This is a genomic window from Pararhizobium sp., from assembly GCF_965279435.1.
Lineage (GTDB): Bacteria > Pseudomonadota > Alphaproteobacteria > Rhizobiales > Rhizobiaceae > Pararhizobium.
In genome coordinates, this window is sequence record NZ_CBDIHY010000003.1 from 174,786 (window position 1) to 200,135 (window position 25,350).

Annotated in this window: 22 protein-coding genes; 2 read left to right on the top strand and 20 right to left on the bottom strand. The window is 59.2% G+C overall.

The genetic code is table 11. The features are described 5' to 3' along the window. Positions 1–184: 184 nt before the first annotated feature. The 12 genes from ACQY8Q_RS06550 to urtA form a co-directional block, all read right to left on the bottom strand. Complete coding sequence (locus ACQY8Q_RS06550) at positions 185–865, bottom strand: TIGR02117 family protein (protein ID WP_428425875.1); 681 nt, start codon at positions 863–865, stop codon at positions 185–187. 29 nt (positions 866–894) lie between these two features. Beyond that, the gene (ureC, locus tag ACQY8Q_RS06555; RefSeq protein ID WP_428425876.1) at positions 895–2,604 is read right to left on the bottom strand and encodes an urease subunit alpha; all 1,710 of its coding nucleotides are present in this window, start codon (positions 2,602–2,604) and stop codon (positions 895–897) included. A 5-nt stretch (positions 2,605–2,609) separates the two neighbouring features. Continuing rightward, positions 2,610–3,260 (bottom strand): Urease operon accessory protein, encoded by a 651-nt coding sequence (locus ACQY8Q_RS06560; protein WP_428425877.1) that lies wholly within the window; start codon positions 3,258–3,260, stop codon positions 2,610–2,612. Between the two features lie 52 nt (positions 3,261–3,312). Further along, positions 3,313–3,618: an urease subunit beta gene (locus tag ACQY8Q_RS06565; RefSeq protein WP_428425878.1), complete on the bottom strand. Its 306-nt coding sequence runs from the start codon at positions 3,616–3,618 to the stop codon at positions 3,313–3,315. A 17-nt stretch (positions 3,619–3,635) separates the two neighbouring features. Beyond that, complete coding sequence (locus ACQY8Q_RS06570) at positions 3,636–3,890, bottom strand: DUF1272 domain-containing protein (protein WP_428425879.1); 255 nt, start codon at positions 3,888–3,890, stop codon at positions 3,636–3,638. 9 nt (positions 3,891–3,899) lie between these two features. After that, on the bottom strand, positions 3,900–4,202 hold the full coding sequence (locus ACQY8Q_RS06575; protein WP_428425880.1) for an urease subunit gamma: 303 nt from the start codon (positions 4,200–4,202) through the stop codon (positions 3,900–3,902). Positions 4,203–4,228: 26 nt separating this feature from the next. Next, complete coding sequence (locus tag ACQY8Q_RS06580; protein ID WP_428425881.1) at positions 4,229–5,059, bottom strand: urease accessory protein UreD; 831 nt, start codon at positions 5,057–5,059, stop codon at positions 4,229–4,231. Positions 5,060–5,071: 12 nt separating this feature from the next. Beyond that, positions 5,072–5,767, bottom strand: coding sequence for an urea ABC transporter ATP-binding subunit UrtE (gene urtE, locus ACQY8Q_RS06585; RefSeq protein ID WP_060505911.1), 696 nt, complete (start codon positions 5,765–5,767; stop codon positions 5,072–5,074). Between the two features lie 205 nt (positions 5,768–5,972). Beyond that, positions 5,973–6,725, bottom strand: a complete 753-nt coding sequence (gene urtD, locus ACQY8Q_RS06590; RefSeq protein WP_428425882.1) for an urea ABC transporter ATP-binding protein UrtD — start codon at positions 6,723–6,725, stop codon at positions 5,973–5,975. A gap of 5 nt (positions 6,726–6,730) precedes the next feature. Then, entirely contained in the window at positions 6,731–7,924 is a 1,194-nt protein-coding gene (urtC, locus tag ACQY8Q_RS06595; protein WP_428425883.1) for an urea ABC transporter permease subunit UrtC, read from the bottom strand. After that, positions 7,921–9,528 carry an urea ABC transporter permease subunit UrtB gene (gene urtB, locus ACQY8Q_RS06600; protein ID WP_428425884.1) on the bottom strand — a complete coding sequence of 536 codons (1,608 nt, stop codon included), beginning with the start codon at positions 9,526–9,528 and terminating at the stop codon, positions 7,921–7,923. Before urtB ends, urtC begins: the two co-directional genes overlap by 4 nt. Positions 9,529–9,850: 322 nt before the next feature. After that, on the bottom strand, positions 9,851–11,140 hold the full coding sequence (gene urtA, locus ACQY8Q_RS06605) for an urea ABC transporter substrate-binding protein (RefSeq protein ID WP_428425885.1): 1,290 nt from the start codon (positions 11,138–11,140) through the stop codon (positions 9,851–9,853). Positions 11,141–11,457: 317 nt separating this feature from the next. Between urtA and ACQY8Q_RS06610 the strand changes: the two genes are divergently transcribed. Continuing rightward, positions 11,458–14,847 (top strand): hybrid sensor histidine kinase/response regulator, encoded by a 3,390-nt coding sequence (locus tag ACQY8Q_RS06610; RefSeq protein ID WP_428425886.1) that lies wholly within the window; start codon positions 11,458–11,460, stop codon positions 14,845–14,847. Next, on the top strand, positions 14,795–15,763 hold the full coding sequence (locus tag ACQY8Q_RS06615) for a response regulator (protein WP_428425887.1): 969 nt from the start codon (positions 14,795–14,797) through the stop codon (positions 15,761–15,763). Before ACQY8Q_RS06610 ends, ACQY8Q_RS06615 begins: the two co-directional genes overlap by 53 nt. Here ACQY8Q_RS06615 and ACQY8Q_RS06620 read toward each other — a convergent pair whose 3' ends face one another. From ACQY8Q_RS06620 to ACQY8Q_RS06655, 8 genes are all read right to left on the bottom strand, one after another. Beyond that, positions 15,764–16,738 (bottom strand): 2-hydroxyacid dehydrogenase, encoded by a 975-nt coding sequence (locus tag ACQY8Q_RS06620; protein ID WP_428425888.1) that lies wholly within the window; start codon positions 16,736–16,738, stop codon positions 15,764–15,766. Positions 16,739–16,930: 192 nt separating this feature from the next. Continuing rightward, positions 16,931–18,052 (bottom strand): branched-chain amino acid ABC transporter substrate-binding protein, encoded by a 1,122-nt coding sequence (locus ACQY8Q_RS06625; RefSeq protein WP_428425889.1) that lies wholly within the window; start codon positions 18,050–18,052, stop codon positions 16,931–16,933. Positions 18,053–18,174: 122 nt separating this feature from the next. Continuing rightward, positions 18,175–18,519: a DUF6867 family protein gene (locus ACQY8Q_RS06630; protein WP_113245130.1), complete on the bottom strand. Its 345-nt coding sequence runs from the start codon at positions 18,517–18,519 to the stop codon at positions 18,175–18,177. Positions 18,520–18,637: 118 nt separating this feature from the next. Continuing rightward, positions 18,638–19,363: an ABC transporter ATP-binding protein gene (locus tag ACQY8Q_RS06635; RefSeq protein ID WP_113245129.1), complete on the bottom strand. Its 726-nt coding sequence runs from the start codon at positions 19,361–19,363 to the stop codon at positions 18,638–18,640. After that, entirely contained in the window at positions 19,360–20,247 is an 888-nt protein-coding gene (locus tag ACQY8Q_RS06640; protein WP_428425890.1) for an ABC transporter ATP-binding protein, read from the bottom strand. Before ACQY8Q_RS06640 ends, ACQY8Q_RS06635 begins: the two co-directional genes overlap by 4 nt. Before the next feature lie 2 nt (positions 20,248–20,249). Then, positions 20,250–21,635, bottom strand: coding sequence for a high-affinity branched-chain amino acid ABC transporter permease LivM (gene livM / locus ACQY8Q_RS06645; RefSeq protein WP_428425891.1), 1,386 nt, complete (start codon positions 21,633–21,635; stop codon positions 20,250–20,252). 4 nt (positions 21,636–21,639) lie between these two features. Continuing rightward, entirely contained in the window at positions 21,640–22,542 is a 903-nt protein-coding gene (locus ACQY8Q_RS06650; protein ID WP_428425892.1) for a branched-chain amino acid ABC transporter permease, read from the bottom strand. Positions 22,543–22,839: 297 nt separating this feature from the next. Beyond that, positions 22,840–25,266, bottom strand: coding sequence for a GcvT family protein (locus tag ACQY8Q_RS06655; protein WP_428425893.1), 2,427 nt, complete (start codon positions 25,264–25,266; stop codon positions 22,840–22,842). Positions 25,267–25,350: the final 84 nt, after the last annotated feature.

Consider the following 25,350-nt stretch of genomic DNA (forward strand, 5'->3'; position numbering starts at 1 on the left):
ATGGAAACTCCTTGAAAGACGAACGCCCTGCGCGGCAGGTCTTGGGAGAAGCCCGGCACATGAGGTGAGGTTCTTTTTACAACATCTCGTGCTGCCATGCAGCATAAACTCGCCTAAAAACGCCGTCTGCATGGCAGACCTGCGCAGCGCGCATGCCTGTCCCTGCGACAAAAAGTCAATCATTTCAATTATAGAGCGCCAGCGACGTCGACAGAGAAACAGGCAACGGGTTCCACCATCCGGTCCGCAACCCTGCCTCGCGAAGCGCCTTGGCCGTCCACGTATTGCAGCCGACTACAGCACTGAACCAGCCATTGGCTTCGAAAAAACGGTCGTTCGGTCCATAGGCTGCATCCGGGATCAGCTGGACCTGACCATCAGTGCGGATAAAGCTTGCCCCAATGAAAGATAGCAGCCGTTCGTATTCATCCGGCCCGATCTCGAAGCCCGCAACATGATCCGCAGGCTCGATAACATCGCCGGCCACATCCGCATGGATGACCGAACGATCGAGCGTCAGCCCCTTGAACAACGGCAACGGCTTCAGCTCCGACCAAGCCGGAGTTTCGATATAAAACGCCCGGCCGCCCCAGCCGAAAACCAGCCAGCGCGCATCCGGATGCGTGACCGGCATGCCGCTTTCGGCGAGGAACGGAAAGCGGGCCAGCGTTTCTGCATCGATGGGAATGGCGATATCCGTGTGGATGGGATTGGCGAGCACAAGGATGCGATGTCTCTCGCCCGTTGCCGTCTCGGCCTTCGCCACGGGCCATAAGGGCCGTGGCACGAATGTCCCGGCAACCACGGCAAAGGCGGCCGTGAAAACGACGGCAGCCAGCCAACGCAAGGGCCGTCTCCAGGGCATCAGGATTCTCTCTCGATCTGCAAACCGCGCTAGAACATGAAGTAGCGCTGCGCCATCGGCAAGACGGTGGCGGGTTCGCATGTCAAAAGCTCGCCATCTGCCCGCACCTCGTAGGTTTCCGGATCGACCTCGATGTGCGGCGTCAGGCTGTTGTGGATCATCGAGGCCTTGCTGATGCCGCCACGGGTATTTTTCACCGCGATCAACTGCTTGGCAACGCCAAGGCGCGCCTGCAATCCGCCATCGAGCGACGCCTGCGACACGAAGGTGACGGACGAATTCGTCCTTGCCTTGCCAAAGGCGCCGAACATCTGCCGGTAATGCACCGGCTGCGGCGTCGGGATCGAGGCATTGGGATCGCCCATCGGGGCGGCCGCGATCATGCCGCCGAGAATGACCATGTCGGGCTTTACGCCAAAGAACGCCGGATTCCAGATCACCAGATCGGCACGCTTGCCGGGTTCGATCGAACCGATCTCATGGGAAAGCCCCTGCGCGATCGCCGGATTGATGGTGTATTTGGCAATATAGCGCCGGACGCGGAAATTGTCGTTCTCACCTGTCTCCTGCGCTAACCGGCCACGCTGCCGCTTCATCTTGTCGGCTGTCTGCCAGGTGCGGATTGCCACCTCGCCGACGCGTCCCATTGCCTGGCTATCGGAGGAAATAATCGAGAAGGCGCCGATATCGTGGAGAATGTCTTCTGCCGCAATTGTCTCCTTGCGGATGCGGCTTTCGGCAAAGGCTATATCTTCCGGGATGGACGGCGACAGGTGATGGCAGACCATCAGCATGTCGAGATGCTCAGCCAATGTGTTGATCGTGTAAGGCCGGGTCGGGTTGGTCGAGGACGGGATAACATTCGACTGGCCGCAGATTTTGATGATGTCAGGCGCATGGCCGCCGCCCGCTCCTTCGGTATGAAAGGCATGGATCGTACGCCCCTTGATGGCATCGATGGTGTCCTCGACAAAACCGCTTTCATTGAGCGTGTCGGTATGGATCATCACCTGCACGTCAAAGGCATCGGCGACCGACAGGCAATTGTCGATGGCAGCCGGCGTCGTGCCCCAGTCCTCGTGCAGCTTCAGGCTGGACGCACCGGCTAGGATCATTTCCTCAAGCGGCGCCGGCAGCGAGGCATTGCCCTTGCCGGCCAGCGCCAGGTTCATCGAAAAGCCGTCAAAGCTCTCAATCATCCGCTCGATATGCCAGGCACCAGTGCAGGTTGTCGCCAGCGTGCCATGCGCCGGGCCGGAGCCGCCGCCGAGCATGGTGGTGATCCCCGACATCAGCGCTTCCTCGATCTGTTGCGGGCAGATGAAATGGATATGTGCGTCCATGCCACCCGCCGTGACGATCTTGCCTTCGCCGGCAATGACCTCGGTGGAGGGACCAACAATGATGGTCACGCCCGGCTGGGTATCCGGATTGCCGGCCTTGCCGATCGCAGCGATCCGGCCGTTCTTCAGACCGATATCGGCCTTGACGATGCCTGTGTGATCAACGATCAGCGCATTGGTGATGACAGTATCGACAGCCCCTTGGGCGCGCGTCGCCTGGCTCTGGCCCATGCCGTCGCGGATCACCTTGCCGCCGCCGAATTTCACCTCGTCGCCATAGGTGGTGAAATCCTTCTCGACTTCGATGAACAGTTCGGTATCCGCCAGCCGAACCTTGTCGCCAGTGGTGGGGCCGAACATGCTGGCATAGGCCGCGCGCGACATTTTATAGGACATGGTGATCAGGCTCCCTGAGCAAAGGCGGATAAATTCGTCTGGTCGAGGCGCAAGAGCCGCCCCTTGGAAATCAGGTCATCGACGTAGCGGCGCTCAGTCGCGAACGGGTGCCATTCCCAGCCGGCATGGTCAAACCCAGCAAGCACCACGCGATCGCCCGGCCGCTGCCAATGTTCCAACACCTCGGCAATCGCAATCAGGCCGCTGCTCGGCACAACATAGGCGCCCGCACCAAACTGTCTTAGTGCCGCATCGACACCTTCGTGCGTGGATGCCGGAACCGTATAGAAGGTGCGGCCTGTCGCCTTGGCAAAGGCGCGAAAACCATCGGTATAGTCGTCGCAAAGATCATCAAGATCCGGATGCGTCACGGCCAGTTGCGGCCGCAGCGTCTCGAACCTCCCGGCATCGCGAACACACCAGATCTGGCTCGCCTGCCGCACCGCCGCATTCGCCTTCCACGCCCCGCCACCCAGCATCGCCAGTGCGGGACGCCCGGTGTTGCAAACGGCGACGATATCCGTCTTCCTCCCCCCCGCACCGCAGGAGCGGCAATCGTTAAAGCGGATAACCAGATCGGCGGCATTGATGATCGCAGCAGCACCGTCTGGCACCGGGCCATTGCCAACGATCATGATCGTCCGGCTCATGGTCACGGGCACCTCAGTTTCAAACCGGAGAAAGTCCACCTCGCGGGAAGCTGCCGCCTCATAGCTTGCCCATGACCTTCTGGCGAAACCCATAGACCTCGCGCTTGCCGGCAAACGGAATGAGCTTGACGCTGCGGGTCTGCCCGGGCTCGAAACGCACGGCGGTTCCGGCCGGAATGTCGAGGCGCTTGCCATGCGCCAAAGCCCGGTCGAACAACAGGGCCGCATTGGTTTCGGCAAAATGATAATGGCTGCCGACCTGCACCGGCCGGTCGCCGCTATTGGAGACGTCGAGCGACACTGTTTCGAGGCCGGCATTCAGCTCGATGTCGCCTTTTGCCGCAATGATTTCACCGGGGATCATCGTATCGTCTCTCCTGTTCAGGCAGCCTTGATCGGCGCACAGCCATCGGCCTTCAAGACCCGCTCGGTGGATGCTGGAAACTTGCCGAGCTTGGCAGCCGGACGAACCGGGCGCCGGACGAGTTCACCGCTGCAGTTCGGGCATTGTCCGTCGAGAACCTCGGAAACACATTGCGTGCAGAATGTGCATTCGAAGCTGCAGATCATTGCTTCGCGGCTGCCGGGCGGCAGGTCCTTGTTGCAGCATTCGCAATTGGGTCTCAGTTGCAGCATGGTCTTTCCTCAGCGAATGGGTTCGTGGACGGTGACGAGCTTGGTCCCATCCGGAAAGGTCGCCTCGACCTGGATGTCGTGGATCATCTCGGGGATGCCCTCCATCACCTGGGCACGGGTAATCACATGAGCGCCGGCCTCCATCAGGTCGGGCACCGAGCGGCCGTCGCGGGCGCCCTCGACGACAAAATCAGTGATCAGCGCGATCGCTTCAGGATGATTGAGCTTGACGCCGCGCTCCAGCCGCCGGCGGGCGACTATGGCCGCCATCGAAATCAGCAGTTTGTCTTTTTCACGGGGTGTCAGGTTCATGCGTGGTCACCAGGATTGCGTGTCAATTAGAGGTTCCAGACTTTCGGCACAGAGGCGCCCTTGCGCAAGTGCGAAATGACCGGGATGAGGATTTTTCTCAAGGCGAAACCATCAGGTGCAACAAGGCGGGCAATCAGCTTGTCCTCGCCCCCCACCTGATAATGGCTCACCCCGCCGCCAATGCCACCGATCAGGCTGCGCAGTGCATCAACCTGCCGCTCGCAATCGGTACCGGCATAAAAGACAGTCGCGAACGCCACCTGTCCGCCGAGTACCGCCAATTCCTGCGTCAAACCGGCGATATCGCCGGAGAGCCGGAGGTTTTCAGCATGCAACAGAACTCCGTTCTTGCGAATGCGCCAGCGATCCTGAAACAGGCCTTCGCGCATCGCCTCACCCATCGCCTTGCGGCCGAGAAGCACTGCTTCGACCGCCATAAACTCCGCCCCTTCGGCAAGATCGACCTCCAGCTTTCGCGACAGCGAGGCGCGATCGAACAGGATGGTTTCCTGCGGCAGCCAATGCACTGTTGCTCCTGCCCCAACCGAAATCTGCGCCGTCACATCAGCCGTTCCGGCGCTGGCCTTGTAGATTTTTTCACAGGCCTGGGTGGTCAGGGTGAGATGGGTACCCTCGCCAACCACAAACGACCATTCCATATGATCGCCGCCGGTCAGGCCGCCGGAGCTGTTGATCAGAACGGCTTCCATCGTCGCATTGAACGTCTCCGGCAGCCGGATCTTGGCGCAGCCTTCCTGGTAGAATTCGGCCAGCCGGGTACGCCCCGCAAACGGCTTTGCCACCAGCCGCCCTTTACCCCATGCCCTTTGCGGAGCGATTAATGCTGCCTCAGCCATTCCCATTCGCCATCACACTGTCAGGTGGCGGCGTGCTTCCGGCGTGTCCAGCGTTTCGGCTGGGCCTTCGTGCACGATCTCGCCCCGGTCCATGATGTAGACATGGTCTGCAAGCTCCCGGCAGAAGTCAAGATATTGTTCCACAAGCAGAATTGCCATCCCGGTGGAATCCCGCAGATACTGGATCGCCCGGCCGATATCTTTGATGATCGACGGCTGGATGCCCTCGGTCGGCTCATCCAGAACGAGGATTTTCGGCCGCGTCACCAGAGCACGGCCAATCGCCAGCTGCTGCTGCTGCCCGCCCGACAAATCGCCGCCGCGGCGGCCAAGCATCGAGCGCAGGATCGGAAACAGGTTGAAAATATCCTCCGGTATGAAGCGATCCTTGCGGGCGACCGGCGCATAGCCCGATTCCAGATTTTCCTTGACCGTCAGCAGAGGAAAGACCTCCCTCCCCTGCGGCACGAAACCGATCCCGTGCTTCGCCCGATTATAGGGCGCCATACCATTCAGCACGGTGTCGTTAAAGGTAATCGTTCCGGCGCTTGGCCCATGCTGGCCGGTGATCGCACGCAACAGGCTGGTCTTGCCGACGCCGTTGCGGCCGAGCACGCAGGTGATCTTGCCCATCGGCGCGGTGATGGAAACGCCGCGAAGGGCCTGGGCCGCGCCGTAGTGCAAATTGATGTTGTCGACCGTTAGCATACGGCACCTTTCCTATTCGCGGAGGGTACACCCCCCTCTGTCGGCGATGCCGACATCTCCCCCGCAAGGGGGGAGATTGCCGCAAGCTTATGAGCGCCTGTGGGAAATAAATGATCTCCCCCCTTGAGGGGGAGATGTCGCGAAGCGACAGAGGGGGGTGAAGCCACGGGCATCATTATCAAAGACAGAAAAACAGATCGCATCCTCACCGCCCCAAATAATTCTCGATCACCTTGGGATCGTTGCTGACGAAATCGATCGAACCTTCGGCCAAGACCGATCCCTCGGCGAGACACGTCACCTTGACGCCGAGGTCGCGGATGAAGCCCATGTCGTGTTCGACGACGACGACCGAGCGGGTCTTGGCGATTTCCTTGAGCAGGATAGCGGTCTCGGCTGTTTCCGCATCGGTCATGCCGGCCACGGGTTCATCGACCAGAAGCAACTTCGGTTCCTGCGCCAGAAGCATACCAATTTCCAGCCACTGCTTTTGCCCATGCGAGAGATTGGCCGCAAGATCATCCTTGCGCGCGGTCATCCGCACCGTTTCGAGGATTTCTTCTATGCGTGCCTTGTCCACAGGCGTCAGGCGATAGAACAGCGTCGAGAACACGCCACGTTTCCGGTTGAGCGCCAGTTCGATATTGTCCCAGACCGTATGGCTTTCGAACACCGTCGGCTTCTGAAACTTGCGGCCGATGCCAAGCTGGGCGATATCCGCCTCATCCCTTTTGGTCAGGTCGATATCGCCATTGAAGAAGACCTGGCCGCTGTCCGGCCGGGTCTTGCCGGTGATGATATCCATCATCGTCGTCTTGCCGGCGCCGTTTGGACCGATAATGGCCCTGAGTTCGCCGGGTTCGACAACGAAGGACAACGAGTTCAGTGCCTTGAAGCCATCGAAAGAGACTGAGACGCCATCGAGATAGAGAAGGCTACGGGAGGTCTTTTCGTCCATCGATCTTACTCCGCAGCCTGGGGTTCGAGTGTCGTCATCTGGCTTTCCGCTTTAGCAGTGGCCTTGTCCTGATAGGCCTGTTCGACGGCATCAGCCTTTTTCTGTTCCTTGCGCCGGGCGAGGAACTGCTGAATGGTGCCGACCACACCCTTGGGCAGAAACAAGGTCGTTGCGACGAACAGGGCACCGAGCGCAAACAGCCAAAACTCCGGAAAGGCGGCGGTAAAGATGCTCTTGCCGAAATTGACCAGAATGGCGCCGATGATCGGGCCGATCAGCGTGCCGCGCCCGCCGACCGCCGTCCAGATCACCACTTCGATCGAGTTTGCCGGGGCGAATTCGCCGGGATTGATGATGCCGACCTGCGGCACATAGAGCGCGCCGGCAACACCGGCCATCATTGCCGAGATGGTGAAGATGAACAGCTTCATGTTCTCGACGCGGTAGCCCAGAAACCGGGTCCGGCTCTCGGCATCACGCACGCCAACCAACACCTTGCCGTATTTCGAGCGGACGATGGCGGAGCTGATAACCAGGGCCAGCGCCAAGGCGACGGCGGTTGCGGCAAACAATGCGGCCCGCGTTCCCCCCGCCTGGACGTTGAAGCCGAGGATTTCCTTAAAGTCGGTGAGGCCGTTATTGCCGCCAAAACCCATCTCGTTGCGGAAGAAGGCAAGCAACAGGGCGTAGGTCATCGCCTGGGTGATGATCGACAGATAGACCCCGGTAACGCGCGAGCGGAAAGCGAACCAGCCGAAGACGAAGGCAAGCAACCCCGGCACCAGAAGCACCATCAGCGCTGCAAAGGCAAAATGGTTGAAGCCATACCAGTACCAGGGCAATTCCTGCCAATTGAGAAAGACCATGAAATCCGGCAGGAGCGGATTGGCATAAACGCCGCGGTCGCCGATCTGGCGCATGAGATACATGCCCATCGCATAGCCGCCAAGCGCGAAGAACGCGCCATGACCGAGCGAGAGAATGCCGCAATAGCCCCAGACGAGATCAAGAGCCAAGGCCAGAAGCGCATAGCAGAGATACTTGCCAAGCAGTGGCACCAGATAGCCGGGTACATGCAAGACACTGCCTTCGGGGATCAAAAGATTGGCGAGCGGCACGAAGGCTGCGGCGAGCAGGATCAGGAACACGGCCCAGAGCGTTTTCTTCTCGTGCCTCATGAAAAGCATTTGCGTGATCATTGTTCGACCGCCCTTCCCTTGAGCGCGAACAGGCCGCGCGGCCGCCGCTGGATGAAGAGAATGATGAAGATGAGGATGAGGATCTTGCCGAGCACCGCGCCGGCATAGGGCTCAAGGAACTTGTTGGCGATGCCGAGCGTCAGCGCGCCAACAAGTGTTCCCCAGAGATTGCCGACGCCCCCGAACACCACGACCATGAAACTGTCGATGATGTAGTTCTGGCCGAGATTGGGCGATACATTGTCGATCTGGCTGAGCGCCACGCCCGCCATGCCGGCAATGCCGGAACCAAGCCCGAAGGTCAGCGCATCGACCCAGGGCGTGCGAATGCCCATCGAGGAAGCCATGCGCCGGTTCTGCGTGACGGCGCGCATCTGCAGGCCAAACTTGGAGCGTTTCAGCAGCAAGAGCAGCGCGACGAAGACACTGAGCGAAAAGACGATGATCCACATGCGGTTATAGGTGATAGCAAGGCCGCCAACCTCGAAGACGCCGGACATCCAGCTGGGGTTATCGACCTGGCGGTTGGTGGGGCCGAAAATGGTGCGGATCGCTTGCTGCAGGATCAGCGAGATACCCCAGGTGGCAAGCAGCGTTTCGAGCGGACGGCCATAGAGCCAGCGGATGACGCTGCGCTCGATGCCGACACCGACGAGACCCGTAAACAGGAAAGCCGCAGGAACCGCAAAGGCCAGCGAATAATCGGTTATGCCGGGGGCCACGGCAGCGACCGTCTGCTGCACCACATAGGTCGTGTAGGCGCCGAGCATGACCATTTCGCCATGCGCCATGTTGATGATGCCCATGACGCCGAAGGTGATGGCAAGGCCGATGGCGGCAAGCAGCAGCACCGATCCGAGCGACAGGCCGTACCAGATATTTTGGGCGACATCCCAGACGGCGAGGCTGCGGTTGATCGTATTGATATGCGTCTGGATTGCGGGTTTCAAGTCATCCGGCGCGTTGTCCAGGGCTGCCGTGAGGATCGTCAATGCATCGCGATTGCCGCGCACAGCAATGGTGTCGATGGCGGCTTTCTTGTCTTCGGCACTGGCATCGGTCTTCAACAGGATGACGGCACGCGCCGCTTCCATCGTCGCCTTGACCTCGGGGTCCTTCTCCTGCGCCAGCGCTGAATTCAACAGATCGAGATTATCCGGATTGGCGCCCTTGAGCAGATCCTGCGACGCTGCGAGACGCGCGGAGCGGTCGGGGCTCAAAAGGGTCAACTGGCTGAGTGCCGTACCGATCGCGCCACGCAGACCATTGTTCAGCCGGATCTTGGCGAGGTTTCCGGGAACCACAGTGGCCGCAGCCCCGGTCAATACGTCGAGATAGGCACCATCAGACGGGCCTTCGAGAAAAACCGTGCCGCCGGTCTTGGGTGCATAGAGTTTGCCGTCGCTAAGATTTTGCAGGATGTCGCCGACCTTTGGATTGCCCGACGCGGCCAGTGCTTTGACGGCCTCTATCTTCTGCGGGAAGGCCGTTGCACCCAGCGCATCGACCAGCGGCCGGATATCTTCCTGCGCACGCAGGCCCGTTGCAAGGCAACTGACCAGCAGGCAGAGGGCAACGAGGAAGGTCTGGATGGCGCGATACATGAGCTCTTCTTGTTCTGTTGGCTTGGGCAGCCGCGCATTGACGAGAAACGCTTCATGCCGGCGCTGTTGCTTAAGTTTTCCGCACTCCGCTCGCCCGACGATCACATCGAACAGGACCGGTCCCGGAACCGCGTCCCCAAGCTGCCCCATGCAGAAACCATGCCAGATGTAGGGAGATAAAGGTCCCTCCGCCCGGACGGGGTCTGGACGGAGGTTATTGGCATTTCAATCAGGACGTTATGAGAATGGTTTTTAGGAAGCGGCGATCAAGCCGTTGCCCGAATATGCTGAGCTTGATGAAAACAGCGGGTATTCGTCAAAATCAGGAACCCTTGCCGCCGCACTTGCCTGTTGCAACGTTGAAGTTGCCGCAGGACATCGGCTTGCGCCAATCGGAGATCAGATCCTTCGAGTCCGGCAGGAAGTCCGACCATTCGTCACCGACGACCTGCGGGGTCTGCTGGACGATTTCAAACTGACCGTCTGCCTGGATTTCGCCGATCAGCACCGGCTTGGTGATGTGGTGGTTCGGCATGACGGTGGAGTAGCCGCCCGAAAGGTTCGGAACGCTGGTGCCGATAATCGTGTCGAGAACGGCATCCGTGTCGGTCGTGCCGGCAGCCTCGACGGCCTTTACCCAGGCATTGAAGCCGATATAGGCGGCTTCCATCGGGTCATTGGTGACGCGCTTGTCGTTCTTGGTGAAGGCATGCCACTGCTTGATGAATTCGGCATTTGCCGGTGCATCGATGGACTGGAAATAGTTCCAGGCGGCAAGATGGCCGACCAGCGGCCTGGTGTCGAGGCCAGCAAGCTCTTCTTCGCCGACAGAAAAGGCGACGACCGGAATATCGGTTGCCTTGATGCCCTTGTTGCCGAGTTCCTTGTAGAACGGCACGTTGGCATCACCGTTGATCGTCGAGACGACGGCGGTCTTCTTGCCGGCCGAACCGAATTCCTTGATCTTGGCCACTTCCGTCTGCCAGTCGGAGAAACCGAACGGCGTGTAGTTGATCAGGATGTCTTCCTTCGGAATGCCCTTGGCAATCAGATAGGCTTCGAGGATCTTGTTGGTCGTGCGCGGATAGACATAGTCGGTGCCTTCAAGCACGAAACGCTCGACGCCTTCGGTGTTCATCAGATAGTCGACGGCCGGGATGGCCTGCTGGTTTGGAGCAGCACCGGTGTAGAAGATATTGCGCGAGGATTCTTCACCCTCGTACTGCACCGGGTAGAACAGGATCGAATTCAGCTCTTCGAAAACCGGCAGGACCGACTTGCGCGACGACGAGGTCCAGCAACCAAACACGGCCGCGACCTTGTCGACGGAGATCAGCTCGCGAGCCTTTTCGGCAAACAGCGGCCAGTCGGAGGCCGGATCGACAACGACGGCCTCGAGCTTCTTGCCGAGAAGGCCGCCCTTCTTGTTCTGCTCTTCGATGAGCATCAGCATGGCATCCTTGAGCGTCGTCTCGGAGATCGCCATGGTGCCGGACAGCGAATGCAGCACACCGACCTTGATCGTGTCTTCGGCAGCCTGAACGCTGGAAAATGCTGTCGTGGCGAGCGCGCCGGCCAGGAACGCGCCCAGAATCTGGGATTTGAATTTCATTATGTGAACCCCTCTCGTTCTTTTGACGACGGCTCTTGGGAGTGCCGTTCGTGCAGCAACTATCCGTTGAGGGGACTGGATTCTGTATACGTCAATTGACGTAGTGACCGGGGCGAAGTGTGCACTGCAGCACTCATCTGCGCCATTTTTCCAAGATGCGAAGCCTTTGCCTGTAGGCATACGGGGCCAAAAGCGCCTTTACGAAAAACAATTCTGCCGATCCTCAATGAATCCACATCTCGCACTTGCAAAAGATCGTGGACCGGAGGACATTGCCCAAACATTAATCATATCAAAAATGGGAATATAAATTAGGCATGACGGCACGCCAGCGCATCATTCCGGTCCGGCGCGAATACAATCGCTGGGTCGCCAACCAGACACTGGAAGACTACGCGCTGCGTTTTACCGCTAAAAGTGCGCGCCAATTCTCCTCGCAGCGTATCTCGCAGACCGCGATCGGGGCGATCTCCTTCCTGGCGCTGGAAGCGATCGGCGGCGCCATCACGCTCTCCTATGGCACAACCAACGCCATCATCGCCATTCTCGCCGCCAGCCTGGTGATGCTCGGGGTCGGCCTGCCGATCAGCCGCTATGCCATCCGCCACGGCGTCGACATCGACCTTCTCACACGCGGCGCAAGCTTCGGCTATATCGGCTCCACCGTCACCTCGCTGATCTATGCCTCGTTCACTTTCATGCTGTTTGCGATCGAGGCATCCATTATGTCGGCAGCGCTGGAGCTGGCGCTCGGCATCCCCGTCTGGATCGGCTATATCATCAGCGCGGTCATGGTCATTCCGCTGGTCACCCACGGCGTGCGGCTGATCAGCAAGTTCCAGCTTTTGACCCAGCCGTTCTGGATCATCCTCAACATTCTGCCCTTCATCTTCATTGCGCTGGCCGACTGGAGCAAATTCGACCTCTGGCTTGCCTTTCCCGGCACGCACAAGCCGATGGCCGAGCCTGGCTCCTTTGCGCCATTCTCGCTCCTCGAATTCGGCGCAGCCTCCGCCGTCATCCTCGCTTTGATGGCGCAGATCGGTGAGCAGGTAGATTTCCTGCGCTTCCTGCCGCCAGAGGGGCAGCGCAAGCTGCATCACCGGGTTGCCGTGTTTCTCGCCGGCGCCGGCTGGGTGATCGTTGGGGCGCCAAAACTTCTGGCAGGCTCGTTCCTCGTCGTCCTGTGTCTCAGCGCGGGCGTGCCCGTCGAGCATGCCGCTGATCCGGCGCATATGTATCTGACGGCCTTCGGCTACATGATCCCCTGGCACAACGCAGCCCTTCTGCTGATGGCGGCATTCGTCGTCGTGTCGCAGTTGAAGATCAACGTCATGAATGCCTATGCAGGCTCGCTCGCCTGGTCGAATTTCTTCTCGCGCCTCACCCACAGCCATCCCGGCCGCGTCGTCTGGCTGATGTTCAACGTGGCGATCGCGCTTCTGCTGATGGAACTTGGCATCTACAAGCTCTTGGAAGAAACGCTTGGCATCTTCTCGATCATCGCCATGTCCTGGCTCTGCACGATCTCGGCCGATCTGTTCATCAACAAGCCGCTGGGGCTGGCGCCGCCCAATATAGAGTTCAAGCGCGCCCATCTCTACGATATCAACCCGGTCGGCGTTGGCGCCATGACGGCATCGGCGCTGATCGCGCTGACGGCCCATTTCGGGGTGATGGGTGCCATGGCCGCGTCGCTGGCACCCTACATCGCCCTGCTGACCGCCTTCATCGTCTCCCCGGCCGTCGCCTGGGCGACGAAGGGCAAATATTACCTCGCCCGCAAGCCGCGCCAGAGCTGGAAGACACTCTCGACGGTCACCTGCTCGATCTGCGAACACCCGTTCGAGCCCGAGGACATGGCCTGGTGCCCGGCCTATTCCGCACCGATCTGTTCGCTGTGCTGCTCGCTCGACAGCCGCTGCCATGACATGTGCAAGCCGCATGCGAGCTTCAACGCCCAGACAGCGGTGGTGGCCAAGGCCTTGCTGCCGCAAAAGGTGATGGAAACGCTGTCTACCCGTCTCGGCCGCTATGGCATCGCCGTGGTTTTATCCGTCGCCTGCATCGGCATTATCCTGGCGATGATCGCCCACCAGACCGGAACCGCCTCACCCGAAACCGCATCCGTGATCAACCGGACGGTCGGCGTGGTGTTTTTCGTCTTCGCTGTCGTGACTGGCGTTGTCTGCTGGTTCTATGTGCTAGCCCACGACAGCCGGCTTGTGGCGGAGGAAGAATCCTCGCGCCAGAACACCCTGCTCTTGAAGGAAATCGCCGCGCACAAGAAAACCGACGCCGCCCTGCAATATGCCAAGGAAACCGCCGAGGCCGCCAACCGGGCAAAGAGCCGTTATGTCGTCGGCCTCAGCCACGAACTGCGCACCCCGCTCAACGCCGTGCTCGGCTATGCCCAGATCCTCGAGCGCGACGAGACCATTCCGGCGCCGCGTCAATCGGCGATCAAGGTCATCAAGCGCAGCGCCGATCATCTCTCCGGCCTGATCGACGGACTGCTCGACATTTCCAAAATCGAGGCCGGCCGCCTGCAGGTCTATTCCAACGAGATCAACATCCAGGATTTCCTCGACCAGATCGCCGACATGTTCCGCCCGCAGGCCCAGGCCAAGGGCCTTATTTTCGAGCATGACCGGGCAAGCGCCCTGCCGCAATATGTCCGTACCGATGAAAAGCGCCTGCGCCAGATCCTCGTCAATCTGCTCTCCAATGCCATCAAGTTCACCGATACTGGCACCGTCCGCTTCGATGTCACCTATCGCAGCCAGGTCGCGACCTTCACCGTGTCAGACACAGGCCGCGGCATTTCGCAGGCCGACCTGCCTCGGATCTTCGAACCCTTCCAGCGCGGCGAGGCCGAACACATCCGGCCGATGCCCGGCCTTGGCTTAGGCCTGACCATCACCCAGCTTTTGACCCAGACGCTCGGCGGTGAGATCGTCGTCGAGAGCGAGCGCGACAAGGGCTCCACCTTCCGGGTACGGTTGATGCTGTCGGCGATCAGCCGGCCGACCGCCTCCCTGCCCTCGATCCGCAAGATCGCCGGTTACGCCGGTCCGCGCCGGACCATCGTCGTCGTCGACGACAATGAGGATCATCGCGACCTGATGCGCGAAGTGCTGATGCCGCTCGATTTCGTCGTGTTGACCGCTGCGGGCGGTATGGAGTGCCTGACCCTGATCGAGGGCATCAAGCCAGACCTCTTCCTCATCGATATCTCGATGCCCGGCATGAACGGCTGGCAGCTGGTGACGCGCCTGCGCGACCATGGCCAGACGGCGCCAATCATAATGCTGTCGGCCAATATCGGCGACGGCACGGCGGCCGATAGCCACACGGGTCACAATGACACCCTCGCCAAACCCTTCGATATCCGACAACTGCAGGACAAGATCGCGGTGCATCTGGCACTCGAATGGATCTATAGCGACGCGGTACAGGCAAAGCGGAAAGCCAAGCCCAAGCGCGCAGTCACAAACCCCGGCGCTGCCCATGTCGAGGAACTGATCCGGCTCGGCGAAATCGGCTATGTCCGCGGTATCGAGGCCAAGCTCGCCGATCTCGCCCGCCTTGAGGAAAACCAGCCGTTTACCGACGCGGTCAAGACCTATGTCCAGGCTTTCGACCTTGCCGGCTATGCCGACTTCCTGCAGAACATCAACAAACAGGGGAGACCGGCCGGTGAATGAAACCGTGCATCCGCGCGACATCGTGCTCATCGTCGACGATTCCCCGGAAACGCTGGGGTTTCTCACCGACGCGCTCGAGCAATCCGGCTTTTCCGTGCTGATCGCCACCTCCGGCAATGCCGCCATCAATGTCGTCGATCGCATTACGCCCGACGTTATCCTGATGGACGCCGTCATGCCCGGCATGAATGGCTTTGACACCTGCCGGACGCTGAAGACCAATCCGGCCGTGGCGCAGGTGCCGGTGATCTTCATGACCGGCCTGACCGAGACCGAGCATATCGTCCACGCACTGGAATCCGGCGGCGTCGATTATCTGTCCAAGCCGATCAATATCGACGAGCTGCGCGCCCGTATCCGCGTACACCTTGCCAATGCCCGCTCGGCGCAAAGCGCCCGCGTGGCGCTGGATGCCGCAGGACGGCATCTGCTTGCCGTGCGCAGCAATGGCACCATCCAGTGGTCCACACCGCAGGCAACCCGGTTGGTCAATGCCGCAACAGGCCGCGACGATGGGCTGGATACGCTCGCGGTGCATATCCGCGGCTGGCTGCAGGAACGCGAAAAGCACGGAGTATCCAAGGATGGCCCGCTGATGATCCATCAGAACGGCCAGCCGTTGCTCCAGCTTGCCTATCTCGGCGCAATCGGCGGTGACGAATTCCTGTTCCGGTTGACTGGCGTCAGCCAGACCAGCGACGACGAGGTTCTCCGCCAAAGCTTTGCCCTGACAGTACGCGAAAGTCAGGTTCTGCTCTGGATCGCCAAGGGCAAATCCAACCGCGATATCGGCGAAATCCTCGGCCTCAGCGCCCGCACCGTCAACAAGCACCTGGAACAGATCTATGTGAAACTCGGCGTCGAAAACCGTGCGTCGGCGGCCGTCAAGGCGGCGAACGCGTTGCGCCCGGAATAGTCACGCAACCCTGTCTGGCGGCTCGCGGCCTTCGAAGAAGGCAGTGATATTCTCTACCACTTTCATGCCCATGGCCGTGCGCGTTTCCTCGGTCGCGCTGCCGAGATGCGGCAGGAGCACGACATTTTCGAGCGCACGCAACCGTTCCGGAACATCGGGTTCCGCCTCGAACACGTCCAGGCCCGCCCCCCGGAGAGTGCCGGTTTCCAACGCCTCGATCAGCGCCGTTTCATCCACGACATCGCCGCGCGCCGTATTGATCAGGTATGATCCCGGCTTCATCGCCGCCAGCCGCTGTGCATTGATCAGGTGCCGGTTTTCGCCGCCGCCCGGGCAGTGTAGCGAAACGAAATCGGCGGCGGCCAGCACGTCCTCGACGGTCTCCAGTTGCCGTGCGCCATAGCGGGCAGCTTCTGCGGGGGCGATCTTCGACCTGCTGTAGAAGACAACATCCATGTCGAAGCCGAAATGGCAGCGTTTCGCCATCGCCTTGCCGATCCGGCCAAAGCCGATGATCCCCAGCGTCTTGCCGGTCACCTTGGTGCCGATCATGTGCGTCGGCCGCCAGCCCGTCCATTGTCCGGCACGAACCTCGCGCTCGCCCTCGCCTGCCCGGCGCGCTACCGAAAGCAGCAGCGACATTGCAATATCGGCCGTGCAATCCGTCAACACGCCCGGCGTGTTGGTGACGGTAATGCCGTAATGTTCGGCGGCAGCGATATCGATGTGATTGTAGCCGACGCCAAAATTCCCAAGGATCCGTGTGCGCAGATCGCCGTCTTCGAAAAGCGACGCCGGCAGACGGTCGGATACGGTTGGCAAAACGGCATCGAACGACCGCAGCGCCTCGAAAAGTGCGTTGGCATCCATGGCGATATCCGATGTGTTGAAGGACGCATCGAACCGCTCGGCAAGTACGCGCTCGACAGCATCGGGCCAGCGGCGGGTGACAAGAATGCGTGGTTTTTCGGTCATCGTCTGCCTCCGGACAAAGGGGAATTGCGCTGACAACTAACACAGGAATGGCGGCAATCCAGCAGCCAGTGTGTTGAAACAGCCTTGCCGAAACTGAACATCATCACAGACGGCGGACAAACCGCAAAAAGGCCCGGCAATGCCGGGCCTTTCGCGATCCAGAAGGATCAAGCAGTGCTCAATCAAAAACGATTACTTGTCGTTCTCGAAGTAGCTGAACTTGCCGTCGTCACCCTTCTTCCAGGTGTACATGACGTAGTCAGGGCGTGTGATGTCACCCTTTTCGTCATAGCCGAAATCGCCGATAACGGTCTTGAACGGACCCTTGCCCTTGATGTTCTCGGCAACAGCCTGCGGGTCGTTGCCGCCGGTTGTCTTGGCAGCTTCAGCGATGACCTGCAGAGCGGAGTAGGAGTAGAGCGTGTAGGCTTCCGGCTCAAAGCCGTTTGCACGGAACTTTTCGACCAGTTCCTTTGCAGCCGGGTTCTTGCGTGGATCCGGAGCGAAGGTCATCAGAGTGCCGTTCACAGCGTCGCCAGCGATCGAAGCAAGTTCGTTCGAGACGATACCGTCGCCGGACATCAGGGTAGCCTTCAGGCCCTGGTCAGCCATCTGGCGCATGATGAGGCCGGCTTCAGTGTGCAGGCCGCCGTAGTAAACCAGCGATACGCCGGCTTCCTTCATCTTGGCGATCAGAGCCGAGAAGTCCTTGTCACCAGCAGTGATACCTTCGTAGACGGCTTCCTTGACGCCGGCTTCGTTCATGGCAGCCTTGGTCAGGTCAGCGAGGCCCTGGCCGTAAGGTGTCTTGTCGTGAACGACGGCAACCTTGGCGTCCTTGAAGTTTGCAGCGATGTAGGCACCGGCAACGGCGCCCTGCTGGTCATCACGGCCGCAGGTGCGGAAGGTGTTCCACAGGCCGCGTTCGGTGAATACCGGGTTGGTGGACGCAGGAGTGATCTGCAAGATGCCGTTTTCAGCATAAACTTCCGAAGCCGGGATCGAAACACCGGAGTTGAAGTGGCCGATAACGAACTTGACGCCGTCAGCAACGAACTTGTTGGCAACGGAAACGCCCTGCTTCGGATCGGAAACGTCGTCGCCGAGCACGATCTTGATCTGTTCGCCATTGATACCGCCAGCAGCATTGATGTCAGCTGCGGCCTGCTCAGCACCCTTCTGGAGCTGGGCGCCGAAAGCTGCATTCGGACCGGTCAACGGGCCAGCAACACCAACCAGCAGATCAGCCCATGCATTGCCGCTGAAAGCGACCATTGCAGTCAGCGCAACAGCTGACAAAAGTGACTTTTTCATCTTGTTACTCCCAAAAAAATTGAGCGGGTGCCTTTTTAAACCAGTCACGATACCCACCATAATCGCGCCGGTATTCTTATCTCCGTGTCAGCATCAAAGGCTCTGACGCGGGGTTCCCTCTGTTATTTTGACTTCCACGAAAAGGGCGACACCTTCTCATAAAGCCAGTAGTAATTGTTGGTCATCTGCTGCGTACGGTAGTAACGGTAACCGGCTGTAGCAAACAGCAAAAGAATGATCGTGTCCACGGCATAGTACTGTAAAGTCAACATGCTGCCGTTGAAAAGTGCATGATGAATGAACCGGATGGCCACACCTAGAAGTAGCGTATAGAACACCAAAGCGCCGTAGCTGCTCCAGCCTTCTGCTGCACTCTTGCCTGTGCGCCACGCCGTCCATCCGCCCATCACCACCGTGATCAGCAGAAAGTACAGAACCGACGGTTCTTCGTAGAGAATGCCTTGCATCCCGTTTCTCCCCTTCAAAGCGCCGGGCGGTTTTCAGACCGCCTGCGAACGCCCCAATATATCGGATGTGCAAGCCGGCCCGCGTCGAAGGAAACCTCTGACATGAGCCGGAATGCCATCAATGATGACCGCCTTCGAGATAGGCAGCGCGCACTTCCGGATTAGCCAGCAATTCCCTGCCGCTGCCGCTCATCGTCACCTTGCCGTTGACCATGACGTAACCACGGTGAGACAGCTTCAGGGCCGCAAAAGCGTTCTGCTCGACGAGGAAAACCGTAAGCCCTTCCTCTTCATTGAGCTTCTTGATCGCCGCAAAGATGCCCTTGACGATCAGCGGTGCCAGACCGAGCGACGGCTCGTCGAGAAGCAAAAGCTTCGGACGCGCCATCAGCGCACGGCCGATCGACAGCATCTGCTGCTCGCCGCCCGAAAGCGTTCCGCCGCGCTGCGACTGACGCTCCTTGAGACGCGGGAACAGCGTGAAGATCTTTTCGACGTCCTCGTTGAAATATTTCAGATTATCGAGGCTCGCGCCCATCTGAAGATTTTCATAGACCGTCATGCGCGGAAAGATCCGGCGGCCTTCCGGCGACTGCGCGATCCGCAAACGGGCGATCTCGTGCGTCGGCATGCGGGTGATATCCTGCCCCTCGAAGGTTACCGAACCTGTCCTTGCCTGCGGGCTACCGCAGATCGTCATCATCAGCGTCGATTTTCCGGCGCCATTGGCACCGATCATGCAGACGATTTCGCCGCGCTTGACTTCAACTTCGACGCCGCCAAGCGCCCGGATATTGCCGTAGTATGTCTCGACGTCTTTGACGTGCAGAAGGTTATCGCTCATTTGGGCGTTTCTCCCGGCGCAGCGACGGCGATTTCCTCGATCTGTTCGAACACCTCTTCGACCTCATCATCTTCAACACCGAGATAGGCCGCAATAACCTTCGGATCGTTCTTCACATGGTCCGGATTGCCATCCGAAATCTTCTGGCCGTATTCCAGCACCACGACATGGTCGGAGATTTCCATGACCACCGACATGTCGTGCTCGATCAAAAGGATCGAGGTCCCGGTGTCCTTGCGAATGCTGCGCAACAATTCGTTGAGCACCAGCGATTCGCGCGGATTGAGACCGGCCGCCGGTTCGTCGAGGCAGAGAAACTCCGGCCCGGTGCACATGGCGCGGGCGATTTCCAGACGGCGCTGGGCGCCGTAGGGCAGATCGCCGGCCGGATCGTCGGCACGGTCGGTCAGATTTGCCTTGTCGAGCCAGTATTTGGCCTGCTCGATCGACTGCGCCGCAGCCTTCTTATAGGCCGGGAAACCCAGAAGGCCGAGAATGGTGTAACCCGAGGCTAGCATCAACTTGTTGTGCTGCGCGACCAGAAGGTTTTCCAGCACCGTCAGGCCCGAAAAAAGCCGGATGTTCTGGAAGGTACGGGCAACCTTGGCGTCGCGATTGACCTCGAAGTCCGACATACGTTCGAGCAGATATTCCTTGCCCGCCTTCTGCCGCATCGTGATCATGCCCATCGTCGGCTTGTAGAAGCCGGTGATGCAGTTGAACACCGTGGTCTTGCCGGCCCCGTTCGGGCCGATCAGTGCAGTGATGTCGCCGCGATAAGCTTCGAACGACAGGTCGTTGATGGCCATCAGGCCGCCGAAGCGCATCGATAGATGGTCGACTTTGAGAATTGGATCTTTCGTCATCGTATTCGTTCCGGCCATGATCAACCGTGACCTTCCTTGGTAAAGCTGCCGGAGACACTCTTGCGTTCGCGCAGGAATGCCGTGGGTTCGCGCGAGCCGACAAAGCCGCGTGGTTTCCACACCATGACAATGATCATGGCCAGACCGAAGATCAGCATGCGGTACAGTTCCGGGGTAAAGTCGGGACCGAAGATGTGCTTTAGGAACTCCATTTCACGTAGCAATTCGGTGCCACCGATCATCAACGTCGCCGCAACAGCGATACCGACGAGCGAACCCATGCCACCGAGAACCACAATGGCAAGGATAATTGCCGATTCCAGGAAGACGAAGGATTCCGGCGAGACGAAACCCTGGCGGACGGCGAAGAAGGAGCCGGCAAAGCCACCGAACATGGCGCCCGTGGCAAATGCCGTGAGCTTGGTCGTCACCGTATTGATGCCGAGCGAACGGCAGGCAATCTCATCTTCGCGCAGCGCTTCCCACGCCCGGCCGATCGGCATGCGGCGCAGACGGATGGTGACGAAGGCCGTCAGCAGGCAAAGCGCCAGGATCAGATAGAACAGGAAGATCTTGTAATAGGCCGACGACATCGGCAGTCCGAAGACCTTGGCAAAATTGTTCGGCGCACTGACATCGAACGACCAGATGCCGAAGACGGATGCCTTGGCGATGCCGGATATACCAAAGGTACCCTTGGTCACTGCGGTCCAGTTGATCAGCACCAGCCGGATGATTTCCCCGAAGGCAAGCGTCACGATCGCCAGGTAGTCGCCCTTGAGGCGCAGGACCGGGAAACCCAGAATAATGCCCCAGAGGGCGGCGAAGATACCGGCCATCGGCAATAGAATCCAGAACGACAGGCCGAAGTAAGACGACAGCAATGCGTAGGAATAGGCACCGACCGCATAGAAGGCGACGTAGCCAAGGTCGAGAAGGCCGGCGAGACCGACAACAATATTCAAGCCCCAGGCCAGCATCACATAGATGAGGATCTGGACACCAAAATTATCGACCCATTTCAACGAGCCCTGGAAGCCAAACAGCCCCACCATAACCGGCGGATAGACGATCAGAACCGCGATCGCGATCATGCTGAAATTGCGCACGAAGAAGTTGGCATCCTTGACGGGTGCAGCGGCTTTTTCAGCCTTGCGCTCGGCAAGATAGGGACGGATGAAGGCAACCGACAGGAAACGGCCGACTGCGGCAATGACGACGAAGATTGCGAGTAATCCCCAGCGCTGCACGAGGATCAGCTCGTTCAAAATATTCTGGTCAGTCTTCAACCCGACGAAGAGTACGAAGAGACCGAGTGCCACGAGGCCAGCATAAAAGCCCTCGCGCAGAGCCCGCGCCATCAGATTGCTGCCGGCGCTCTCAGGTGTGTTGGTAATGTTTGCCATGGAATTATACCTTCTCGACTTCCGGCCGACCCAGAATACCAGACGGCTTGAAAATCAGCACGATGGCGAGGATCGAGAATGTCGCAACATCCTTGTAGTCGATGGTGAAATACGCGGACCAGAGAGACTCGATGAGACCGATCATCAGGCCGCCCAGCACAGCACCTGGCAGAGAGCCGATGCCTCCGAGAACCGCAGCCGTGAAGGCTTTGACCCCCGGCGTGAAGCCGTCGGTAAAGACGATGACGCCATAATACATCAGGTACATGGTACCGGCGACTGCAGCCAGTGCAGCGCCCATGATGAAGGTGATCGAAATGGTCTTGTCGACGTCAACACCCAGCAATGCCGCCATCTTGCGGTCCTGCTCGGTTGCCCGCTGGGCGCGGCCAAGCGGCGTATGATTGACGATATACCAGAAGATCGTCAGCAGAACCGCCGTTACGACCACAATGATGATCTGCTTCAGCGATATCGAGATGCCGAACACATCGTAAACCGACGATACCATCGACGGGATCGGCTTGTTACGCGGGCCTTGCGTTACTTGAATGAAATTTGACAGCGCGATGGACATGCCGATCGCGGTGATCAGCGGCGCGAGGCGAAACGAACCGCGCAAAGGGCGATAAGCCATCTTTTCGATGACCCAGTTCCACAACCCGGTCATCACCATCGCCACAATGATCATGATGAAGAGGGCAAGTGCGATCGGAATACCGCCGAACAACCCCACAAGAACAAGGTAGACAATCAGCGCTGCGAAACCGCCGAGCATGAAAATATCGCCATGGGCGAAGTTGACCATGCCGATAATGCCGTAAACCATTGTATAACCAATGGCAATCAAACCGTAAATAGAGCCAAGAGTCAGCCCATTGACGAGCTGCTGGACGAAATACTCCATCAATATCCCCCGGGTCTGATCCTAGTAGGTCAGACCTCTTCTTTTCGTGGCTCTTTTTGAGCCTTTTCGATGGGAGATTCCATAATGCTTTCAGACCAAAAGTGAAGCGTAAAATGATGCTTTCCTGATTTTCTTTCCCATTTCAGTGATATTGACGCTTAAACAGTCGAAAAATCAAAAATAGTGCAGTTGGAAGCATATTTTTAAGCATCAAACCGTGAATCCTACGGTCATCAGTACAAACACGCGAGCCGGCGCAGATAACGCCGGCCAGCCTGGTAATCTGCACCTTACTCGTCAGGAGCGCATACGCGCGCCGTTGGCGTCGAAAAGCGGCTGCGCCTGCAGGCGGGCGGGCAGCATTTCGCCCAGCAATTCAACTTGCCATCCCTCCGCTTGATCCGCAACCTCCTTCGGCACATAGCCGATGGCCACCGAAACGCCGGACGCATGGGCATAACCGCCTGATGTCACCCAGCCACAGACCGTGCCGTTCAGTGAGATCGGTTCGTCACCGATAACGTCGGCATCCTTGGCTTCGATGATGAAGGTTCGCAGCCGCAAGGTGCCGCCTTCGGCCTTTTCCTTCGCAGCCGCCTGCTTACCGATGAAGTCAGCATCCTTCTTCAGCGCAACGAATCGCCCGAGCCCTGCCTCAAACGGACCATAGAGCGGACGATATTCGCGCGACCAGCTGCCGAACGATTTTTCGACGCGCAGCGCGTTGAGCGCGCGCAGGCCGAACGGCTTGATGGAAAATTCGGCACCGGCCTCCATGATCAGGTCATAGAGGTAGCGCTGATATTCCGGCTTCATCCAGATTTCATAACCGAGATCGCCGGTATAACTGACACGACCGACGATCGCCGGCGCCATGCCAAGGTCCATGCGGCGGATATCCATGAACGCGAACGCTTCGTCGGACATCTCGAGATGCGTCAGCTTGGAGATCAGCGCACGCGAGTTGGGGCCGGCGATCGACAGGCCGACCAGTTGCAGGTTCAGCGCCTTCAGCGTCACCGAGCCATCCTTTGGCAAATGGCTTTCGAACCAGCGCATGTGATAGTCTTCGGCAATGCCTGAGCCGATGAGCAGGAAATCCCCCTCACCGAGCTTGGCGAGCGTGAAATCGCCGATCAGCTTGCCATCATCCTTCAGCATCGGCGCCAGCGACATGCGGCCCTTGACTGGCATGCGGCAGGTCAGCATCCGGTCGAGCCAAGCTTCGGCACCACTGCCGGTGATCGTGTATTTGGCAAAGCCGGATGTTTCCATCACACCGACACTGTCGCGCACGGCCCGGGCTTCGGCACCGACAACATCGAAATCGTTGGAACGGCGCCAGGAGAATTTGTCTTCCTCGCCCTTCGGCGCAAACCACAGCGGTGCTTCCAGCCCATAGGAGGCGCCGAACACGGCACCGGCGTCCTTCAGCTTGTCATAGATCGGCGTGGTCAGGAACGGACGGGCGCCCGGCAGTTCCTCGTTCGGATAACGGATCGAGAAGCGGCGGGAATAGTTTTCGCGTACCTTGGCATTGGTGAAGCCGAGCGTGGCGAAATCGCCGTAACGCGACACGTCCATGGCAAAGACGTCGAAGCCCGGATCGCCATAGATGATCCAGTTGGCCAGCGCCAATCCAACACCGCCCCCCTGGCTGAAGCCGGCCATGACGGCGCAGGCGGACCAGTAGTTGGTCAGGCCACGCACCGGTCCGACCAGCGGATTACCATCCGGCGAGAAGGTGAAGGGACCATTGATGATCTTCTTGATGCCGGCATTGTTGAAGGCCGGAAAATGGCGGAAGCCGACTTCGAGTTCGGGCGTGATGCGCTCGATATCCTCGGCCAAAAGCTCATGGCCGAAATCCCAGGGCGTGGTGATCGGCGACCACGGGCGGCAGGCCTTTTCATAGGTGCCCATCAGCATGCCGTTGCGTTCCTGGCGCAGATAGATTTCGCCGTCGAAATCGACGCAGTGCATCAGCTCCTTTCCGCGCGTCTGGTTGAATTCGATGACTTCCGGCATATCCTCGGTGATCAGATACATGTGCTCCATGGCGAGCACCGGGAGCTCAAGCCCGGTCATCCGGCCAACTTCGCGCGCCCAGAGACCGGCGGCATTGACGACATGCTCGGCAATAATCTCACCCTTGTTGGTGATGACCCGCCAAGTGCCGTCTTCCCGCTGGACGAGGTCTTCCACCTTGGTGTGCAGATAGATATCTGCGCCGTTCTTCTTGGCGGATTTGGCATAGGCATGGGTAGTGCCGTAGGGGTCAAGATGACCTTCGACCGGATCGAACACGGCACCGACGAACTGGGTCGGATCCAACAGCGGCATCAGCTCGTGCGCTTCCTTCGGCGACAGAAGCTCGGCATCCAGGCCCATGTAGCGGCCCTTGGCGAGGATCGACTTCATCCAGTCGAACCGTTCCTTGGTCGCCGCCAGCATCATGCCGGAGGTCATGTGCAGGCCGATATCCAGGCCCGAATACTCCTGGATTTCCTTGTAGAGTTCGACCGTATATTTCTGCAGCTTGGCAACGTTCGGATCGCCATTGATGGTGTGCATGCCGCCGGCCGCGTGCCAGGTCGAGCCGGAGGTCAGCTCCGAACGTTCCAGAAGAACCACATCGGTCCAGCCGAATTTCGTCAGGTGATAAAGGATCGAACAACCGACGACGCCGCCGCCGATAACGACGACCCTGGCATGGCTTTTCATGAATATTCTCCGGTTTCGGGACGGCTTACAAAAAACGTCCCGTTCAATGAAGCGACTTCTGGCTTACGAAACCGTACCGGCAAA

Bases quoted from the DNA above. Each gene is read 5' to 3' on its own strand.
- ACQY8Q_RS06550 (WP_428425875.1), bottom strand. From the start codon at position 865: ATGCCCTGGAGACGGCCCTTGCGTTGGCTGGCTGCCGTCGTTTTCACG.
- ureC (WP_428425876.1), bottom strand. From the start codon at position 2,604: ATGTCCTATAAAATGTCGCGCGCGGCCTATGCCAGCATGTTCGGCCCC.
- ACQY8Q_RS06565 (WP_428425878.1), bottom strand. From the start codon at position 3,618: ATGATCCCCGGTGAAATCATTGCGGCAAAAGGCGACATCGAGCTGAAT.
- ACQY8Q_RS06570 (WP_428425879.1), bottom strand. From the start codon at position 3,890: ATGCTGCAACTGAGACCCAATTGCGAATGCTGCAACAAGGACCTGCCG.
- ACQY8Q_RS06575 (WP_428425880.1), bottom strand. From the start codon at position 4,202: ATGAACCTGACACCCCGTGAAAAAGACAAACTGCTGATTTCGATGGCG.
- ACQY8Q_RS06580 (WP_428425881.1), bottom strand. From the start codon at position 5,059: ATGGCTGAGGCAGCATTAATCGCTCCGCAAAGGGCATGGGGTAAAGGG.
- urtE (WP_060505911.1), bottom strand. From the start codon at position 5,767: ATGCTAACGGTCGACAACATCAATTTGCACTACGGCGCGGCCCAGGCC.
- urtD (WP_428425882.1), bottom strand. From the start codon at position 6,725: ATGGACGAAAAGACCTCCCGTAGCCTTCTCTATCTCGATGGCGTCTCA.
- urtC (WP_428425883.1), bottom strand. From the start codon at position 7,924: ATGATCACGCAAATGCTTTTCATGAGGCACGAGAAGAAAACGCTCTGG.
- urtB (WP_428425884.1), bottom strand. From the start codon at position 9,528: ATGTATCGCGCCATCCAGACCTTCCTCGTTGCCCTCTGCCTGCTGGTC.
- urtA (WP_428425885.1), bottom strand. From the start codon at position 11,140: ATGAAATTCAAATCCCAGATTCTGGGCGCGTTCCTGGCCGGCGCGCTC.
- ACQY8Q_RS06610 (WP_428425886.1), top strand. From the start codon at position 11,458: ATGACGGCACGCCAGCGCATCATTCCGGTCCGGCGCGAATACAATCGC.
- ACQY8Q_RS06615 (WP_428425887.1), top strand. From the start codon at position 14,795: ATGCCGACTTCCTGCAGAACATCAACAAACAGGGGAGACCGGCCGGTG.
- ACQY8Q_RS06620 (WP_428425888.1), bottom strand. From the start codon at position 16,738: ATGACCGAAAAACCACGCATTCTTGTCACCCGCCGCTGGCCCGATGCT.
- ACQY8Q_RS06625 (WP_428425889.1), bottom strand. From the start codon at position 18,052: ATGAAAAAGTCACTTTTGTCAGCTGTTGCGCTGACTGCAATGGTCGCT.
- ACQY8Q_RS06630 (WP_113245130.1), bottom strand. From the start codon at position 18,519: ATGCAAGGCATTCTCTACGAAGAACCGTCGGTTCTGTACTTTCTGCTG.
- ACQY8Q_RS06635 (WP_113245129.1), bottom strand. From the start codon at position 19,363: ATGAGCGATAACCTTCTGCACGTCAAAGACGTCGAGACATACTACGGC.
- ACQY8Q_RS06640 (WP_428425890.1), bottom strand. From the start codon at position 20,247: ATGGCCGGAACGAATACGATGACGAAAGATCCAATTCTCAAAGTCGAC.
- livM (WP_428425891.1), bottom strand. From the start codon at position 21,635: ATGGCAAACATTACCAACACACCTGAGAGCGCCGGCAGCAATCTGATG.
- ACQY8Q_RS06650 (WP_428425892.1), bottom strand. From the start codon at position 22,542: ATGGAGTATTTCGTCCAGCAGCTCGTCAATGGGCTGACTCTTGGCTCT.
- ACQY8Q_RS06655 (WP_428425893.1), bottom strand. From the start codon at position 25,266: ATGAAAAGCCATGCCAGGGTCGTCGTTATCGGCGGCGGCGTCGTCGGT.